Here is a 16,195-nt window from a genome sequence, read left to right on the forward strand (position 1 = left end):
CCCGCATTCCGGGGCCGGGATGATGCGAAGAGGAGTAAAGAGACATGGAACTCAAGCACATCGATATCGCCAGCCTTTCGGTTTCGTCGGCCAACATGCGCGGGGGAAAGAAGGCTCCTGATCTGACCAACATCCTGCCTTCGGTACGCGCGCGGGGCGTCCTCGTGCCGCTGATCGTGCGGGAGAAGGATAGTGACAGCTATGAGATCGTGGCAGGCAAGCGGCGCTATCATGCCGCATTGGCTATCGCAGAGGAAAACGGCAGCATTGAGCCGTTGCCTTGCGCCGTCATGGCAGCAGGTGACGATGCGGCGGCGCTGGAAGCCTCGCTGATCGAGAACATCGCAAGGTTGGACCCCGACGAGATGACCCGCCACGAAACCTTCACCCGGCTTGTCCGGGAGGGGCGCAACGTGGAGGATATATCCCTGACCTTTGGGCTGACGGCGCTACAGGTGAAGCGGACCCTTGCGCTGGGCAATCTGATGCCGCGCATCCGCAATCTCTACCGGACGGATCGCATCGATGCCGTCACCGTGCGGCACCTGACCCTTGCCACCAAGGCGCAGCAGCGTGAATGGCTGGCACTGCTTGACAGCGAGAGGGACCATGCTCCCTTGGGCCAGAACCTCAAGGCGTGGCTCATGGGCGGTGCGGCCATTTCCACCAAGGTCGCGTTGTTCGGTCTTGAAGGCTATGGTGGCGAGATCGTCTCCGACCTGTTCGGCGAAGACAGCTATTTTGCCTGTGCCGCCGATTTCTGGACCGCACAGATGGCAGCGATCGAGAAACGCGCGGAGGCTTTCCGGGAGGCAGGTTGGCCGGAGGTCGTCGTGATGGGGCGCGGCGAATATTTCCACACATGGGAGCATGAGCGCTGCCAGAAGAAGAAAGGCGGTCGGGTCTATGTGGCTATCAGCCAACGCGGCGAAGTGACCTTCCATGAGGGCTACATCACCGGGAAGGAAGCCCGTAAGCGCGAGGCAGGAGAAACCCTATCCAAGCCCGTGCGCCCTGAGGTCAGCGCTCCTATCCAGAACTATATCGATCTTCACCGGCATGCCGCCGTGCGCGCTTCCCTAATTTCGCAGCCTGCGATGGCCCTTCGCCTGATACTCGCCCATGTCATTGTCGGTTCGCCCCTGTGGCGGGTGGATGTCGAGAAGCAGCGAGCCAATACCGATGCCATCGCGGAAAGCGTGGAAGCCAGTGCATCGGAAGCCATCTTCGATGCCAAGCGGCGCGCGGTTCTGAGCCTGCTAGACTTCGATCTCGAGACTCCCACCGTCACGGGCGGCTATACAGGCGATCATGGTTTGCCGGGGCTATTCAACCATCTGTTAGGCCTATCCGATGAGGGTGTCATGTCCGTCCTCGCCATCGTCATGGGCGAGACGCTGGCGGCGGGAAGCGGGATGGTCGAATTGCTGGGCGTGCTGCTCAAGGTGGATATGGCGGCGGTCTGGCAGGCCGACGACGCCTTGCTCGACAGCATCCGCGACAAGGAGATTATGGGCAAGATCGTCGCGGATGTCGCCGGTAACACGGTCGCAACCGCCAATGCCGGGGAAAGCGCCAAGGTCCAGCGGCAGATCGTGCGCGACTGCGTTGCCGGGACCAACGGGCGGGCGAAGGTTGATGGCTGGGTGCCGCGCTGGATGTCCTTCCTGCCGTCCACCTATACTGAGCGGGGCGGCGTTGGCAGCGTCGAGCGGTGGAGCGAGATTGCCTCGTTGCTCGATACCGCAGAAACCGTGGATCAGCCGATGGCGCAAGCCGCCTGACCTTGCATGACCCGGAGGCGGTATCGCCTCCGGGGCTTCTACCGCTCGGCGGGAAGAGCCACCAAGGACGAGCATGACGAACGCAGATTTGAAAAACCGCTCCTCCGCCAAAATGCCGGAGGAGCGGTTTGCGACGAACGGAATATTTCACTGCTGTCCAACTACTGGGGCCATAGAAAGCCTCTCGCAACGGTCATTTCGAAGCTGTCCGGCTGTAACGGATGGGAAGCGGCTTACTTGTGCGCCGACCCGCGTCGGTGTTGGTCCAAATCATAGGCAGACTTGCAAACTGAACCGCGCCGTCAGCGATCCAGGCTGTATCATACAGCGTTGTTCGCTCCTGTGCGAAGTAGAACGGATCGCATGTCCGCCCCGCAACAGATTTTGGCACATTGAGCGCCCACCTCTTCAATCCGCAGCCATGCACCTCCCCATCGACCAGATTATACTGGGCTATGACTGCCTCGGACAGTGGCGTCAGCGTGATTGATGCCACCGTATGATGAAACAGGATGCCGTCCTCCTTCTTGTTCGTTTGGAGGTCTATGCCACGATAGTCCACGTCCAGCGTGGGCGTTTGACAGTCATTCTTGGCATATAATCGAGCGCTGGCTTCGATCGCCCCGTCCTTGATGGCGATCCGGGTGATGATCCCATGTCGGCCGCCCTTGCCGATTGGGGTGCAATCCGAGGCCCAGTTTCCATACAACCCTTCTGCCTGAATCGGTGTAGCGACACTGACGGCTAATAAAGTGCCAAACAGGATCAATTGGGCCTCCCACTGCGATTCGAAGAAATTTAACTACCTGGTTGCGCTAAAGGCCAGCGTTTTTGACGGATAGGCGTCCATCCGCTGGCGCAAATAGTGCGACAAGTGGCATTGACGATCGGCTCTCTTTGAAACCGAACCAAAGCCCATCGCTTCAGCCGACTCTTTGTTTCATGGTCATTTTCTGATATGCTATCTTCGCGTTGCGAAAAGGGCAGCGCCGGGACTGGTAATCCCGATCCGAAAATAACGCGCCCGAAAACTCATCGTTTTCGGGGTGCCGTCGCATATGTCCAGGCCTTCGGGTTAAAAGCGGCGGCGCATGTCTTCGGATCATGTTACCAGCCCCGGTGGCTCCCGCGTCTCAGCGCGCGGGAGTTTCGGGACCGTATTACCGCATCCGCCCCGTTCCTTCCGCCTCATCCGCCTGGATGCGGACTGGAGGTTCCCATGGACGAGAACCATGACGGAGGTTCGCCGACACTTGCGGCTGACGCGAAGCATGATCGCGAGATGTCCGACTACAATGAGATGCGAGATCGCGTCGTCGCCCGCGTGCTGCATCTCGATCGCTATCCCAGAATGGCGATTGAGCGCGCGGTGCGCATACTTCGCGCCTATTTCATCGATCGTCGCGACCGCGCGCCCCGGCGCGGCAGGCTCGAAGGGTTGATGCTGGTCGGCAAGAATGCCGATCGATCAGCAATCATCAAATGGGACCGCGAGCCGCTGCTGTTCGAGATTTGGGCCTTCGTCGACCATGAGGCCTACAAGGGAAAAGAGCGCTATTGGGGCCGCGCCCAGGCCGTCCTCAAGTCTCAACTCGTGCGAGCGATAGAGGTTGAGCTATCGGTCTTCACCATCGATGAGGCCGCGCGCTTTTCCCATACCAATCCATGGCTGGCGGAGCGCTACGCGGGCGGCATCGTCCTGTTCGACCGGGCGATGGACCCGCCGCGGAATGCCGAGGCCAAGAGGGTCCATGACCGCTTCATGGCGGCAGTCGCGACCCTGGACGAGCCGCAACGGATCGCCTTCCAACGCTACCGGGCTTACGGCCTCGACCTTGGCCGGATCTCCCGCCCCCTGCGCACCAGCGAGGCCGAGGCTCGAATGATACTTGCTGAGGCATTCGGCACGCTTCTGGCCGAGATTGACAACGAGGCGCGGCCACGCTCGCTGCGTTCCCATCTTGGCAATCATCCCCGCCACAATCTCGATCTCTACCACCGCCCCGGCGACTTCGACCTGCTGCTTGCCGTCACCTTCTACCGCCGCGCCGTCGATCACGTCGGCATGATGGTCGAGGCCCATGCGCGCGACCTTTCCTCGAAGATCGTGCAGGCGGCAGCCTATGCCACGGAGTTCGCGCTCAAGGCCCTGCTGCTCCATGCAGGCTACTGCGATGACTGGAACCGAAGGCATATCGGGCTCGATCTGGAGGGCGCCCTGAGACACGCGCGCGCGAATGGGCTCGCGCCGCCCAGCGACGAACTCGAACGGCTGATCACGCCGCTGTCAGACTATCATCGCGGCGGCAGACGGCCAGATCAGGCAAGAGCCGTTCTCATGGCACTCCCTCCCGCCGAAATCATCGAAACGGTAGCCACGCTGGTTGCCGATGTGGGGACCATCACCGGCTATACCGATCTGCCGGGGGAGGAATTGCCGTGATGCTGCACACCGACCTCGATCATCTCTCCGGTTCCATGCGAGAGGAACTGCGCCGGGTCGCTGCCCTGTTGTTCGAGGGCTTCGACGACCTGTGCGCCCACAAGCGCGCGCAGCGCTACAAGACGGCCCGTATCGACAAGCTGATCCTCTACGGCGCGCACGCATGCCGGGATCAGGGCGCAAGTCCTGTACTTACACTCGCGCCCATCCGGCTGCTGGTTATCGTCAACCACAACCGGATCGCTGCGCGCCGGGATGATTGGGCGCCGATCCGCGACCGGCTGCGGCGCGCATGGGAAGTGGGCGAGATAACCCACCCGGTGCGGCTATGCATTCACACGCTCAGCCATGTGAACCACGCCCTCGTTCACGGCGTCCCATGGTTCGTGACGATCGCGACCGACGGTATCGCGCTCTATCAGGCCAGCAGCGCGCGCCTCGAAGCGCCGCGAAGGCTACCTGCCGCACGGCGGCGCGAGCGCGGGCATGGCGAGTTCGCACGCTGGTACGAACGGGCCGGTGATTTTCTCATGGGCGCGGCCTTCTTCGAAAAGCGCGGCAATGCGCCCATGGCGGCGCTCCTCCTGCACCAGGCCAACGAGCATCTCTACCAGTGCGTGGCGTGGTCGCTGACCCTCAATGGGCTGCGCACGCACGCCCTCGACGAACTGCGCGAAGTCGCCGAATATCTCGACAGCCGCCTTGCACTCGCATGGCCGCAGGAAACGCCTTTCGAGCGGCGTGTCTTCGGCTGTATCCGGCGCGCCTATGTCGAGGTGCGCTACGGGCGCACATACCGGATTGCGCCTGAAGAGGTGGCCTGGGCGATGGATTGCACCGCCGCTCTCTACAAGCTGGTGCAGGCGGTCTGCCTCGAACGGCTCGATGGGCTGGATGAGATTGGGCGGGAGGCGGATCATGTCCAGTTCGCCTGATCCCACGGCTGAAATGCGCGCCGCCTATCTCGATGCCGTGGAGCGCCTGCCGGTACTTTCCCGCGTGGTGCTCAGGATGCATCAGGCCGACGATCTCCCCTTCGAGGAAATCGCTCGCCGCTTGTCCATCGACATGACAGCGGTAATGGCCTGCATCGCAGAGGCACTGGGGATGATCGTCGCTATGCTCGACGGCGAGAGGCCAAGGCGCTGGCGCGCCGCGCAGATCAGCCCGACAGAGCGAGCTTTACGTGAGCGGCACCGACGCTATTGCGCGGATCGTTTACGCGCCATGGGCATCGACAAGCCGGTCGTCTGGCAGCGGAAGATGGATGATGACCTTACCGTCGCGATCCTGCTGATCGAAACCCTGCCCGAACCGTTGCGGGAAACGGTCCTTCTCTTCTCTGCCGACAAATTGACCCTGGATCAGATCGCCGCGCGGATGGCGATCACGCGAGAGAATGTCTTTGAGCGCATATCGAGCGTGCTTGACCTGATCGAGATCGGCCCGAAGCGCTTTGAGGATTGGTTGCGAACGCTGGGCACTGACGCCTGAGCCGTCAGTCGCCCTTGGCAAATAGCCGGTAGAAAAGTTCCTCGCTGCGGCGGCGACCTTCGGGTGTCAGCAGGACCGACTTTGCCTTTCCCACCGGGTCGAGAATCAGGTCTTGCGCATGCAAGCGATCGAGCGCGTCCCAGTCGAAGGACTTCCAGGCTCTCGCCATGCCCGACCGTCGGTCTTCCTCGTGCAGCGTCAGGAACATCAGCGCCAGGACCGCTTCGTCGATCCGATCGGTGTCGATATCCGCATCGTCCATGTCCTATCTCCCGAAGGTATCGGGCGAGTATGATATAGCGTGGGGAACCTGCCGTCACCGCATCGCCGATGGCGATCAATCCGGCGTGGCCGCAGCCGTTTGTGTTGCTGGCACCGCTTCACCTTTGAGCGCAGCGGTAATCATCGCTGCAAGCGTCTCTTCCGCGCGCGCGCGGACCCCGATATCCTTCGCTTCGAGATCGCGCCGTACCCATTGCGGCGCACGTTCCACTACGGCGAGAATGATCGCCTGAATATGTTCGTCCATGGCGCTCGGCTCTATGCGCCGCGCGACCTGTCGTCATCAAAAATTGCAGGCCAGTCGGCATCGGCGCGATAGAGTTCGAGTTGCGGTTCGGACAGCCACACGCGGGGATATTCCATGGGACCGTCGCCTTCCCTTGCGGCCCCATGGTCCTTGCCCCCACTTTGCGGCGGAACCACCCAGCCAAAGCGCCGTCGGCGAAGCGCCCGCAATTTGGGCCTGAACATGTTCAGGACCGATGGCGGGAGCAACGGTGCGCCGAAGTTGTCGTCTATCCATTCCAGCACCAGCAGCGCGCCTTCGCGCGTGCGCAGATCGGCGACACCGACAATAAGCAAGGCTTCGGCTAGATCGTCCAGCAACAAGCCCAGACGAAGAGCAGGCTGGCGCGCAATCAGCTTCTGCAACAGGTCATATCGGGCCTTGCCCTGTCCCAGCGTCGAGAACTTCGCCCAGAGATTCTCCTCGCCCTTGGTGAGACCTGAGAGCGAGTAGAGATCATAGGTGTCCTTGCTGACCGTGAAATCCCGGCTCACGGCATTGCGATGAACGCGCACGGCGTCATTGCGCAGGACCATCGGGAAGGCAGGATCGATCAACACAAGAAATCAAAGAAACGGGGTCAAGGTAAAACGAACCGATCGCGCCTGATCGTTCGTCGCAACCGATAGTGTAACGTCTTTCCCCGGAGCCCCCGTGATGCTCGCGATGGCCGCGCGGAAATCGAGGCCGGCAATCCGATCCCCGACCTGAATACCTGCCGCCGAAGCGGGGCTTCCCGTACCCACGACCGCGACACGAATTTCGTTCCCTTTGTTCTCCAGCCACAGACCCGACATCCCATAACGTTCCGGCAAAGGCGCGGCATCCGAATGACGTTGCAACCAAAGGGAGCGCGTCTTTACCTCCGTAGAGAGGTTGAAGCCGCGAAGCATCGTCAAGCCGACAATGCCGTCATGACTCCGCGCACCATCCGAGGGGCCGCGCAGCAGGACCAGCGGTCGATCAAAATGTTGACCGGCGAACAGGGCATTGTTAGCCCGCACGATCCTGCCGATCCCACCGCTGCCGCCAATCCCGCTTGTCGCCTGCGGCGCAAAGGGTCTGGCATCATCCCACAGCCCGAGGCGGCGGGCATTGTCATAGCTGATCGAGATCGCGCCTGGCGCGCCGGTATCGAGCAGACATTCGAGCACCATGCCGTTGACTTGTATATCGCCATAGAGGCGTGGCGATGCAGCGTTGCGGCCCAATGTACTGTCACTGCGGATTGCACGTTCCAGCTTCACAAAGCCGACACGTTCGGGACGACCATCCGGATAGGCTCGCCATTCGCCTGCTTCGATATCGAGATCACTATCGACGGTCGTCAGAATCCCTGCGGCCAATGACCCGCGCACACGAGGACCGAAACCTCCGTCTATGGCCGAAAGAGACACGACGGGTTGGCGCGCTCCGCCGCCGAATATGACGTCCCTTGCGGTGTAGCTGCCAAGCACTGCTTGCCCACCGACACCGCGCGTCCTGACCGAACCCGTCGATTGGAGCTTCAACTCGCGAGCGAGCTTCGCATCGATCAGGCTACCGGCCCCGCCTGTGTCCAGCAGAAACAGATATGGCCCATTGCCCGCAATCGTCACCGGCATCACTACGCGACCATCCAGAAGAGCGATCTTGCTGACGATCACACGCCCTTCCTGAGCGAGAACGGGCCTTGCCAGCCCCGCGATCAGGGTGAACGCAAATCCGCTCAAAACATCACGCCTTTGCATGGCGGTCCGGTTTCCTTCCGTGCGAAATATAGGGCGTGCGCCAATGATCGATTGCCCCATGCGAGAAGATTTCGATCTGAGACCCAAGTCAACCCTGCTGAAGCAAAAGACTGGCCCTATTGGCGGCTGTCTTCGTGAGATCGACTTGCGATATGTTTCTGCTGCTCCGCTTCGTCCTCGAACGCACGTTTGCCGCTACGCTTCCACAAGGCAAGCGCCTGATCGCGATCCTCGCCTTGCAGCTTCCTCGCTAGCGCAAGGAACGCCCCGTAAAGCGTCGTCCGATCATCGTCGGTGAGATCGACGAGGCCAGCCTTCACGACCAGGCCGCCCAGTTCGATCAATTGCTTCGTGCGCGCCCTGCGCTCGACCATCCAATCGCGCATGTCGGTTCTCGCCTTTTGGGCCTCAACGCGGTGCCGCGCCGCCGTCGAGCGGGAGAGCGCCTTCCGACCGTTGGTCAGATCGCGGCGCAGGCTGACGTGTCTTGCCCTGAAAGAAGGCGGCGCCCGCCTTGCGCCATCCCTCCTTTGTCGCGGCGTCCTTAACCGTGGCGGCATGGAGTAGCACCCCGGCTAGCATATCAGCGTCGAGCGTATCGGCCCCGGTTGCCGTGACCAGTTCGCCAAGCTGGCGCACGCGCCGTTCCTTGATCGCTTTCGCCTTGTCGGCGAGGGCTTTCAGTTCCGAATCGAAATCCTTGGGTTTGCGCATGGCAAAGTCTCCATTGAGTGACGATGCAGTCATGATAGAAGAAGGTAGGCGGTAGCGCAGTAGAGTCGCTGGGACGGGATGACACCGCCTAGTCCCTTCTCGGATTTTATTCGAGGAGGGCGCGCTTATACGTCGTGCCGACGTGCGCTTGAGATAGTAAATGGACGATCGTTATGGCGATTTTCCATTTCTCCGTTCAGGTCATTGGCCGCGCGCAAGGGCGCAGCGCCGTCGCGGCGGCGGCCTATCGTGCGGCCGAGCGCCTGCACGATGATCGGCTCGACCGCGACCATGACTTCACGAACAAGGCGGGCGTCGTCCATTCGGAAATCCTTTTGCCCGAAGGTGCGCCCGAACGCTTCTCGGATCGCGCGACTCTCTGGAATGAGGTCGAGGCAACCGAGAAGCGCAAGGATGCGCAGCTAGCGCGCGAAGTCGAGTTCGCTATTCCGCGCGAGATGAACCAGCCGCAGGGCGTCGCGCTCGCGCAGGATTTCGTGCGCGCCGAGTTTGTCGAGCGCGGCATGATCGCGGATTTGAATGTGCATTGGGACATCGGCGCGGACAAGCTGGCGAAGCCCCACGCCCATGTCATGCTCACCATGCGGGAAGTAGGCGAGGAAGGTTTCGGGCAGAAGGTCCGCGACTGGAACCGCACGGAATTGGTGGAGCAGTGGCGCGAGCGCTGGGCCGATCATGTCAACGTCCGCCTTGCCGAACTCGATATAGACGCGCGGATCGATCACCGCAGCCTTGAAGCCCAGGGCATCGAGCTTGAGCCGCAAGATAAGATCGGCCCCGCAGCGTCGCGCATGGGCGAGCGCGGCCTTGAGGCCGAGCGCATCGAGGATCACCGCGCCATCGCCGAGCGCAATGGCGATCGGATCATCGCCGATCCATCCGTGGCGCTCAACGCCATCACCCATCATCAGGCGACGTTCACGGGCCGCGACCTTGCGATGTTCATCCACCGGCACAGCGACGGCAAGGACCAATATGACCGTGCGATGAGCGCCGTTCGTGCCTCGCCTGATCTTGTCGCCTTGGGTAAGGACGGGCGCGGCGACGATCGCTTTACGTCGCGTGACATGATCGAAACCGAGCAGCGGTTGCAGCGCGCCAGCGAATTGATGGCGGAGCGCGAACAGCATCGCACGGACGAGAAGTCGCGCGAGGCAGCATTGGTCAGCGCGGAGGGGCGCGGATTGTTGCTGTCTGGCGAACAGCGGGCAGCGTTCGAGCATGTGACCGGCGATCGGGATTTGAGCATCGTCGTTGGCTACGCAGGCACCGGCAAGAGCGCGATGCTGGGCGTTGCGCGGGAGGCATGGGAGCGGTCGGGGTTCGAGGTGCGCGGCGTAGCGTTATCGGGCATCGCGGCGGAGGGGCTGGAGAACGGTTCCGGCATTGCGTCGCGCACCATCGCCAGCATGGAATATGGCTGGGCCAACGGGCGCGATATGCTCACGTCCCGCGATGTGCTGGTGATCGACGAGGCGGGCATGGTCGGCACGCGCCAAATGGAGCGCGTGCTGTCCCATGCAGAAGCGGCGGGCGCGAAGGTGGTGCTCGTCGGTGACGCCGAGCAGTTGCAGGCGATCGAGGCGGGCGCGGCGTTCCGCGCGATCCATGAGCGGCATGGTGGCGTAGAGATCACCGAAATCCGCCGCCAACATGAGGATTGGCAGAAAGACGCTACGCGCCATCTGGCGACCGGCAGGACCGGCGAAGCGATCCGGGCCTATGCCGATCACGGCATGGTCCACGCGGCCGAAACGCGAGAACAGGCGCGCGCGGACCTGATCGACCGTTGGGACGCCGCACGGCAGGCCGAACCCGACAAGACGCGGATGATCTTCACCCACACCAATGACGAGGTGCGCACGCTCAACGAGATGGCGCGCGATCGGCGGCGTGAGGCGGGCGAACTGGGCGACGACGCCCGCGTGAAGACCGTCAACGGCGACCGGGATTTCGCATCCGGGGATCGCGTCATGTTCCGGCGCAACGACCGCAGCATGGAAGTGAAGAACGGCACGCTTGGAACCATCGAGCGGGTCAACGAGCAGAACATGACGGTGCGCACCGATGACGGGCGCTCCGTATCGTTCGACCTCAAGGACTATCGCGACCTCGACCATGGCTATGCCGCCACGATTCACAAGACGCAGGCGGTGAGCGTCGATCGCACGCACGCGCTCACCACGCAGGGGATGGATCGGCACGGAACCTATGTCGTTCTCACCCGCCACCGGGACGGCGTGGACTTCCATTATGGGCGGGATGATTTCAAGGACGAGTCCCGGCTTATCCGCACCCTGTCCCGCGAGCGTGCCAAAGACATGGCGAGCGACTACCGCCAAGTCGATCCGGCCAAGGAGTTTGCCGAGCGGCGCGGCATCAGCTTTGGCGAGCGCGTCGCCGAGATCGTCAGGCCGATCGCGGAGAAGGCGCGCGGGATCTTCGACGGCTTGCGCCTCTCGCTGCCCGGTCAGGATCGCGCGCCATCGCCCGCACCCGAGCGCGGTATGTTCGACGGTCTGGATCTTGGGCGCTTCGCTTCTGCGCCTGTCCATGATCCCGCGCGCCAGCAACAGCGCGATCACGAACCGCAGCCGATGCGCGCAGGCGGATTGCGCGGTGCGGTCGAGCGCTACGCCAAGGCGCTCGACGCGATCCGGCAGACCCGCGCGCAGGGCATCGACCCCATGCCCCACCAGCGCGAGGCGCTGGATAAGGCGCGCGACGCCCTCGACGCGATCCGGCCCGAAGGCTCGACGGACCTCAACAGCGCGTTCCGGGCAGGCCCGGAACTGATCCGCGAGGCGGCGGAAGGACGCGGCCATGAAGCGGTGCGCGCGATGCAGGCGGAGGCGGAAATCCGTATCGACCCCTTCCAGCGCGCGGACCGCTTTGTCGAAGGTTGGCAGCAGTTGCAGCGCCAGCATCAGGAACTTGTGCGCGACGGCAACTTCCGGGCCGCGAAGACCACGGCGCAGCACATGGCCGACATGGCCAAAAGCCTTGAGCGCGATGCCCAGCTTGAATCGGTGCTGGGACTGCGCAGCCGCGAGCTTGGACTTGAGATCGGTCAGGACATGGGCCGCAGCATCGGTCGCGACCTCGCCGCTTCCATCCCCTTCGATCATGGCCGCGACATGAGCCGCGGCATGGAACGCTAGACCAAAGGAGAAAGACGCATGGACCACCAATCCCTGTTGAACGGTCCTGAATCCCAGCAACCGACCGGCACGGCGGCGGAGGCGTTCGCGCGCCTGGCGGCGCGCGTGGAGGCGATGGAACAGCGGCTTGACGGGCGCTTGGCGGTAATCGCCCGAGCGCTTGAGCATATCGCCGTTGAGAAGCAGAGCATCGAGGTTCCCGACTACAATCCGACGCTCGCCAAGATTAACGCCAACATCGCCGAGTTCGCCAAGCACATGAAGGCGCTTTCGCAGTCCGAGGCGCTCAACATGACCCCGGAGAGCATGGCGGAACGGATCATAGCATCAGCGGAGGCGGCGCGGGAGACGGACAAGGCATCCATCAAACAGGCGCAGGCGCTGCTCCGCGAAGCTCATGTCGAACAGATGAAAGCTATCGGCGCGATCCGCACCAAGGACCGGCAACGCCGGCACTTGGTCTACACCGGCATAGGCACGGCGCTGGCAGTATCGCTTCTGTGGCTGTTCTATCCGGGATGGGCGGCCAATGTCGGGCCGCAAGGTTGGCTTTGGCCGGAACGGGTGGCCGCCCGCACGTTAGGCGAGGCATCCCTATGGGATGCCGGGATCCGTCTAATGCGCGCTGGGAACCCGAAACGCTGGCAGGCGATCGTGGATGCCGCTGATATGCGGCAGGAGAACAGAGAAGCCATCGGGGCTTGCGAACGAGCAGCCACCAAGGCCGAAAAGCGGGTGCGATGCGCCATCAGTGTCAGAAGGCCCTAACCGCGCCGGAAACCGCTCGGGGCGGGGCCGCGAAGCCGATTGCTCGACATTTTGCTCTAGGCTGCCAAGGCTGCCAGATACGGTGAAAGTGGCCAGCTGTTAGACGAGCATGGTGATAGATTTATGACCCACAAAATAAATCAATACAGGGTACAAGATGGATTTCACAGCATCAAATTTACACTCTATTCTTCGTCTAATTGTCGCAAATCAAACTTCCGTCTTCCATAATATAAATCCGATCAGCAGAGTTTATTGTTTCCGTTCTGTGCGCTATAATTATGCGCGTTATACCCAATCTCTTAATTGCTTGATTGACCTGCATTTCGCGAACTAAGTCAAGATGAGCAGTCCCCTCATCAATCAGTAGAATTTTCGGATTCCGATAAAGAGCCCTAGCGAGGATAATGCGTTGTTTTTGCCCGCCAGAAAGAGTTGACCCAAGTTCACTCACTTGAGTATCATATTTCATAGGCATCGCCATGATATCATCGTGAATAGCTGCATCTTGGGCGACAGAATGGACCCGATCAATATCCATAATTTCTTCAAATAACGCTATATTACTCGCAATTGTTCCAGAAAATAGATTATCATTCTGAGATATTACAGAAATTTGTTGATGAAAGCTTCTTATGCCAAATTCCTCCATCGGCTCCCCATCAATAAGTATGCTTCCTTGAGTTGGTTTTTCAATGCCACCGATTAATTTTAGTAATGTTGACTTCCCACTCCCTGACGCACCAGTTAGTGCAACATGATCTCCAGGAAACACTTCCATACTAATGTTTCTCAATACTAAATTATCACCCGATGAATAGCGAAACGAAACATTGTCTACGGTTATACCTCCCTTTAATTCACGATCTGCGCTTCGACCATTAAAGGCCCAATCCTCTTCCCCTTTTACAATATCCGAAAGGCGGTCCAAGTGCAGGCCGAGCATTTTGAACGAGATATACTGATCCACAAGTAGAAAAATGCGAGAAATGAACATCTGTTTATAGGCAATGAAAGCAAATGTCATGCCAATTGTCATGTCACCGCGACTAATCATGATGACAGAGATGAAAATTATCAATATATCTTGCAAAGCCATAATAAGGCTGCAGAGTGATGATTCCCAGTTCTGAATTCGTGCTGTTCTGATGTCACCATTCAGCGCATCGACCATCTTCGCTTGCCAAGCAGAAAAGCGCTTAGTTTCAGCACCGAATAAACGTAGACTCAAAATTCCTCGTATGGATTCAATTAAAAAACTCTGCTCACGACCATGAGAAACGATAGACTCTTGCTTTGCCTCACGCGCATACCGAAAAAATATAATCCTTGTAAATACGTAAGTTAATATAGCCAATAACGCAATTAACGTCATCAGCGTATTATAGAAAAACATCAATATCATTACCGAAATAGAAAATATTCCATCAATAATTGATATAATACCTTTCTCTAATATTAACTGCTGAATAGGCTGAATAGACGAAAAACGGGATAAAATATCACCAAGATGCCTGCGCTCGAACCACGAAATCGGCAGCCTGAATAGCTTTCTAACTGTATTTGACGCGATGGAGAGGTTGGCTTGCGAGGAAGCCGTAAGAATTGTGAACGATCGGAGCCAGCCAGCAGCAACTCCCACTACGCTGATGATGCCGAATCCAGCCGCAAGAGCCAACAGAAAATCTACACTTTGTATTGAAATAGTATTATCCAAAGCGACCTGCATGAAATACGGGGTCGCGATCGAGGCAATCTGTATTATGAGCGTCATGGTTAGAACCTGCACAATAACGCTCAGTATTCCGCCCATTCCTGAAAAAAGCTCACGTATACGTAAGGTATTAGCGGTTGGCAAAGGCTCTTGCTTTTCGCTGCTGGGCCGCAATTCCAAGGCTATGCCGGAGAAATGCAGTGACAAGTCATTCCAGCTGTACCACCGGCTGTGGCCGTCCGGGTTGTGGATCATGACGCCCCGGGAAGATGCCCGCTCAGCCACAACGAAATGCTTCAAATTCCAGTGCAAGATTGCCGGAAACGTGAGCAAACGCAATTCGTCGAGTGGAACCTTCAGTGCCCGGGGCAGGAAACCGATTTGATCCGCAATCGACATCAGTTTCGCAATATTGGTTCCCCGATGAGAAGGCGGGAAACGCCGTCTGAGGTCTTGAAGTGCTTGCCCTCTTCCATGGTAATTTGCCACCATCGCTAAGCAAGCCAAGCCGCATTCCGCCAGCTCAATCTGCCTAACCATTCGGACGCTGCGACGCCTAAAAAAATGAAGATCTAGCATTTCGCCTACAGCCGCTCGTAACCAGAGAACATCCATCTAATCATCCGGCGTCGCTCAACCTCAATGGAAGCCTTCAGCGTCATTCCTGGAATAAGTCGCAGGGCCTCATTGCCTTTCTTGCGGTAGAATCTGACTCGCACCTTATAGGCCGACATTTGATCGGATGGGGAGGCTTTCACGGGAGCCCCAGCCACCTCACTAATCACGCCGACCAGCATCCCGTACTGACTTTTCGGGAAAGCGTCGATTGCAAGCTCGACAGGCATCCCAACCCGAATGGATCCTATAGCGGAAGGAGAAACATTTAATTCCGCTTCCAGAGCAGAGTTACGCGGGTAGAGACTCGCTATTTCCTGACCGGCGACGATGGAACTCCCCAACCCCAAATCCAATGCGGCAATGGTACCAGATGCGGGTGCCCTTACTAGATAAGAGCGAAGGCCCATCGTCTGAGATATCGCCTCCGAAATTTGATTGCGTCTAAGAGAGATGGCCGCCTGATTAGATTTCGAGGTTGCGAGAAGCAAATCAAGCTCCTGCTTTTCCTGAAATAACTCGCTACGCTTTTGATCCCGTTGATCAATGATTTCATCAAGCGCAATCTGTTTCGTCGCGAGGGTATCTCTTCGATCATTAACATCTCTTACACTAATAAATCCCCTGTCTACGACATCTGCGATTCTCTGAAGATCATCCTCAGATCTTTTCACCAAATCCGTATAAAGGGACGCCCGCCGGTCCAAGCTCGTTATCTCTCTTGCTAAGGCCTCCATCCTTGCCTTAGCCCGATTAATTTGAGCCTTCTCCGCCTTTCGACTTTCCTCAACCTGACTATCAAGATCGGAATCTTGGTCACTAAGTGATTTCAAGACAAGTGTTTCAGAGGTGTCATATTGAGATATTGATCGTTCCACCCTCACTTCGGCTATTATGTCACCGGAGTTGACGGTCTGGCCCTGTTTAACAAAAATCTTGGCGACGGAACCCATGGCATCCGCTCTCAAACTGATTAGGCCACCAGCGGGAACGATTTTGCCTGTTGCCGTTTCCGATCTCACATGGAATGCGATCGAAAGAGCCAAAATGGCCAAAAGCATTAAGGATGCCAGGAAAAATCCGAATATCTGCCACGATACCGGCGTTGCGAGAAATGGCTTCCCTGAAATGTCGGCACTTCTATTTTGAACTACTTCTTTACGAAATAGCACGAGAAACGCCT

General features: G+C 59.0%; 15 protein-coding genes. 6 read left to right on the forward strand and 9 right to left on the reverse strand.

Annotation, left to right across the window (positions count from 1 at the left end; translation table 11 throughout):
- Positions 1 to 44 precede the first annotated feature (44 nt).
- Positions 45 to 1,784, forward strand: a complete 1,740-nt coding sequence (locus GGQ90_RS09105) for a ParB/RepB/Spo0J family partition protein (protein ID WP_188081846.1) — start codon at positions 45 to 47, stop codon at positions 1,782 to 1,784.
- A 193-nt stretch (positions 1,785 to 1,977) separates the two neighbouring features.
- Here the strand turns inward: GGQ90_RS09105 and GGQ90_RS09110 are convergent, their stop codons facing one another.
- Positions 1,978 to 2,553: a hypothetical protein gene (locus GGQ90_RS09110; protein ID WP_188081847.1), complete on the reverse strand. Its 576-nt coding sequence runs from the start codon at positions 2,551 to 2,553 to the stop codon at positions 1,978 to 1,980.
- Positions 2,554 to 3,108: 555 nt separating this feature from the next.
- Here GGQ90_RS09110 and GGQ90_RS09115 point away from each other — a divergent pair.
- The 3 genes from GGQ90_RS09115 to GGQ90_RS09125 are packed head-to-tail and all read left to right on the forward strand — an operon-like array spanning position 3,109 to position 5,721.
- Positions 3,109 to 4,227 carry a M14 family metallopeptidase gene (locus GGQ90_RS09115; RefSeq protein ID WP_188081848.1) on the forward strand — a complete coding sequence of 373 codons (1,119 nt, stop codon included), beginning with the start codon at positions 3,109 to 3,111 and terminating at the stop codon, positions 4,225 to 4,227.
- Positions 4,227 to 5,162, forward strand: coding sequence for a HEPN domain-containing protein (locus GGQ90_RS09120; RefSeq protein ID WP_223178170.1), 936 nt, complete (start codon positions 4,227 to 4,229; stop codon positions 5,160 to 5,162). Before GGQ90_RS09115 ends, GGQ90_RS09120 begins: the two co-directional genes overlap by 1 nt.
- 13 nt (positions 5,163 to 5,175) lie before the next feature.
- Positions 5,176 to 5,721, forward strand: a complete 546-nt coding sequence (locus GGQ90_RS09125; RefSeq protein WP_223178171.1) for a sigma factor-like helix-turn-helix DNA-binding protein — start codon at positions 5,176 to 5,178, stop codon at positions 5,719 to 5,721.
- Between the two features lie 4 nt (positions 5,722 to 5,725).
- Here the strand turns inward: GGQ90_RS09125 and GGQ90_RS09130 are convergent, their stop codons facing one another.
- The 6 genes from GGQ90_RS09130 to GGQ90_RS09155 form a co-directional block, all read right to left on the reverse strand.
- The gene (locus tag GGQ90_RS09130; RefSeq protein ID WP_008828206.1) at positions 5,726 to 5,983 is read right to left on the reverse strand and encodes a DUF6429 family protein; all 258 of its coding nucleotides are present in this window, start codon (positions 5,981 to 5,983) and stop codon (positions 5,726 to 5,728) included.
- 75 nt (positions 5,984 to 6,058) lie between these two features.
- Positions 6,059 to 6,250: a DUF6771 family protein gene (locus GGQ90_RS09135; RefSeq protein ID WP_188081851.1), complete on the reverse strand. Its 192-nt coding sequence runs from the start codon at positions 6,248 to 6,250 to the stop codon at positions 6,059 to 6,061.
- An 11-nt stretch (positions 6,251 to 6,261) separates the two neighbouring features.
- On the reverse strand, positions 6,262 to 6,849 hold the full coding sequence (locus GGQ90_RS09140) for a hypothetical protein (protein WP_188081852.1): 588 nt from the start codon (positions 6,847 to 6,849) through the stop codon (positions 6,262 to 6,264).
- Between the two features lie 6 nt (positions 6,850 to 6,855).
- Entirely contained in the window at positions 6,856 to 8,019 is a 1,164-nt protein-coding gene (locus GGQ90_RS09145; RefSeq protein WP_188081853.1) for an aspartyl protease family protein, read from the reverse strand.
- A 116-nt stretch (positions 8,020 to 8,135) separates the two neighbouring features.
- A complete protein-coding gene (locus GGQ90_RS09150; RefSeq protein WP_188081854.1) occupies positions 8,136 to 8,405 on the reverse strand; it encodes a conjugal transfer protein TraD in 270 nt (89 codons plus the stop codon).
- Between the two features lie 22 nt (positions 8,406 to 8,427).
- Positions 8,428 to 8,733: a conjugal transfer protein TraD gene (locus GGQ90_RS09155; RefSeq protein WP_188081855.1), complete on the reverse strand. Its 306-nt coding sequence runs from the start codon at positions 8,731 to 8,733 to the stop codon at positions 8,428 to 8,430.
- Between the two features lie 173 nt (positions 8,734 to 8,906).
- Between GGQ90_RS09155 and traA the strand changes: the two genes are divergently transcribed.
- The gene (traA, locus tag GGQ90_RS09160; protein ID WP_188081856.1) at positions 8,907 to 11,915 is read left to right on the forward strand and encodes a Ti-type conjugative transfer relaxase TraA; all 3,009 of its coding nucleotides are present in this window, start codon (positions 8,907 to 8,909) and stop codon (positions 11,913 to 11,915) included.
- Between the two features lie 18 nt (positions 11,916 to 11,933).
- Positions 11,934 to 12,683: a DUF6118 family protein gene (locus GGQ90_RS09165; RefSeq protein WP_188081857.1), complete on the forward strand. Its 750-nt coding sequence runs from the start codon at positions 11,934 to 11,936 to the stop codon at positions 12,681 to 12,683.
- A 196-nt stretch (positions 12,684 to 12,879) separates the two neighbouring features.
- Here the strand turns inward: GGQ90_RS09165 and GGQ90_RS09170 are convergent, their stop codons facing one another.
- Together GGQ90_RS09170 and GGQ90_RS29675 are read right to left on the reverse strand one after the other, a co-directional pair.
- On the reverse strand, positions 12,880 to 15,012 hold the full coding sequence (locus GGQ90_RS09170) for a peptidase domain-containing ABC transporter (RefSeq protein WP_188081858.1): 2,133 nt from the start codon (positions 15,010 to 15,012) through the stop codon (positions 12,880 to 12,882).
- Positions 14,982 to 16,184: an HlyD family secretion protein gene (locus GGQ90_RS29675; protein WP_188081859.1), complete on the reverse strand. Its 1,203-nt coding sequence runs from the start codon at positions 16,182 to 16,184 to the stop codon at positions 14,982 to 14,984. Before GGQ90_RS29675 ends, GGQ90_RS09170 begins: the two co-directional genes overlap by 31 nt.
- Positions 16,185 to 16,195: the final 11 nt, after the last annotated feature.

The sequence above is a fragment of the Sphingobium scionense genome (assembly GCF_014197035.1).
GTDB classification, from domain to species: Bacteria; Pseudomonadota; Alphaproteobacteria; order Sphingomonadales; family Sphingomonadaceae; genus Sphingobium; species Sphingobium scionense.

Bases quoted from the DNA above. Each gene is read 5' to 3' on its own strand.
- GGQ90_RS09170 (WP_188081858.1), bottom strand. From the start codon at position 15,012: ATGGATGTTCTCTGGTTACGAGCGGCTGTAGGCGAAATGCTAGATCTT.
- GGQ90_RS09165 (WP_188081857.1), top strand. From the start codon at position 11,934: ATGGACCACCAATCCCTGTTGAACGGTCCTGAATCCCAGCAACCGACC.
- GGQ90_RS09145 (WP_188081853.1), bottom strand. From the start codon at position 8,019: ATGCAAAGGCGTGATGTTTTGAGCGGATTTGCGTTCACCCTGATCGCG.
- GGQ90_RS09125 (WP_223178171.1), top strand. From the start codon at position 5,176: ATGCGCGCCGCCTATCTCGATGCCGTGGAGCGCCTGCCGGTACTTTCC.
- GGQ90_RS09120 (WP_223178170.1), top strand. From the start codon at position 4,227: ATGCTGCACACCGACCTCGATCATCTCTCCGGTTCCATGCGAGAGGAA.
- GGQ90_RS09130 (WP_008828206.1), bottom strand. From the start codon at position 5,983: ATGGACGATGCGGATATCGACACCGATCGGATCGACGAAGCGGTCCTG.
- traA (WP_188081856.1), top strand. From the start codon at position 8,907: ATGGCGATTTTCCATTTCTCCGTTCAGGTCATTGGCCGCGCGCAAGGG.
- GGQ90_RS09155 (WP_188081855.1), bottom strand. From the start codon at position 8,733: ATGCGCAAACCCAAGGATTTCGATTCGGAACTGAAAGCCCTCGCCGAC.
- GGQ90_RS09105 (WP_188081846.1), top strand. From the start codon at position 45: ATGGAACTCAAGCACATCGATATCGCCAGCCTTTCGGTTTCGTCGGCC.
- GGQ90_RS09150 (WP_188081854.1), bottom strand. From the start codon at position 8,405: ATGCGCGATTGGATGGTCGAGCGCAGGGCGCGCACGAAGCAATTGATC.
- GGQ90_RS09135 (WP_188081851.1), bottom strand. From the start codon at position 6,250: ATGGACGAACATATTCAGGCGATCATTCTCGCCGTAGTGGAACGTGCG.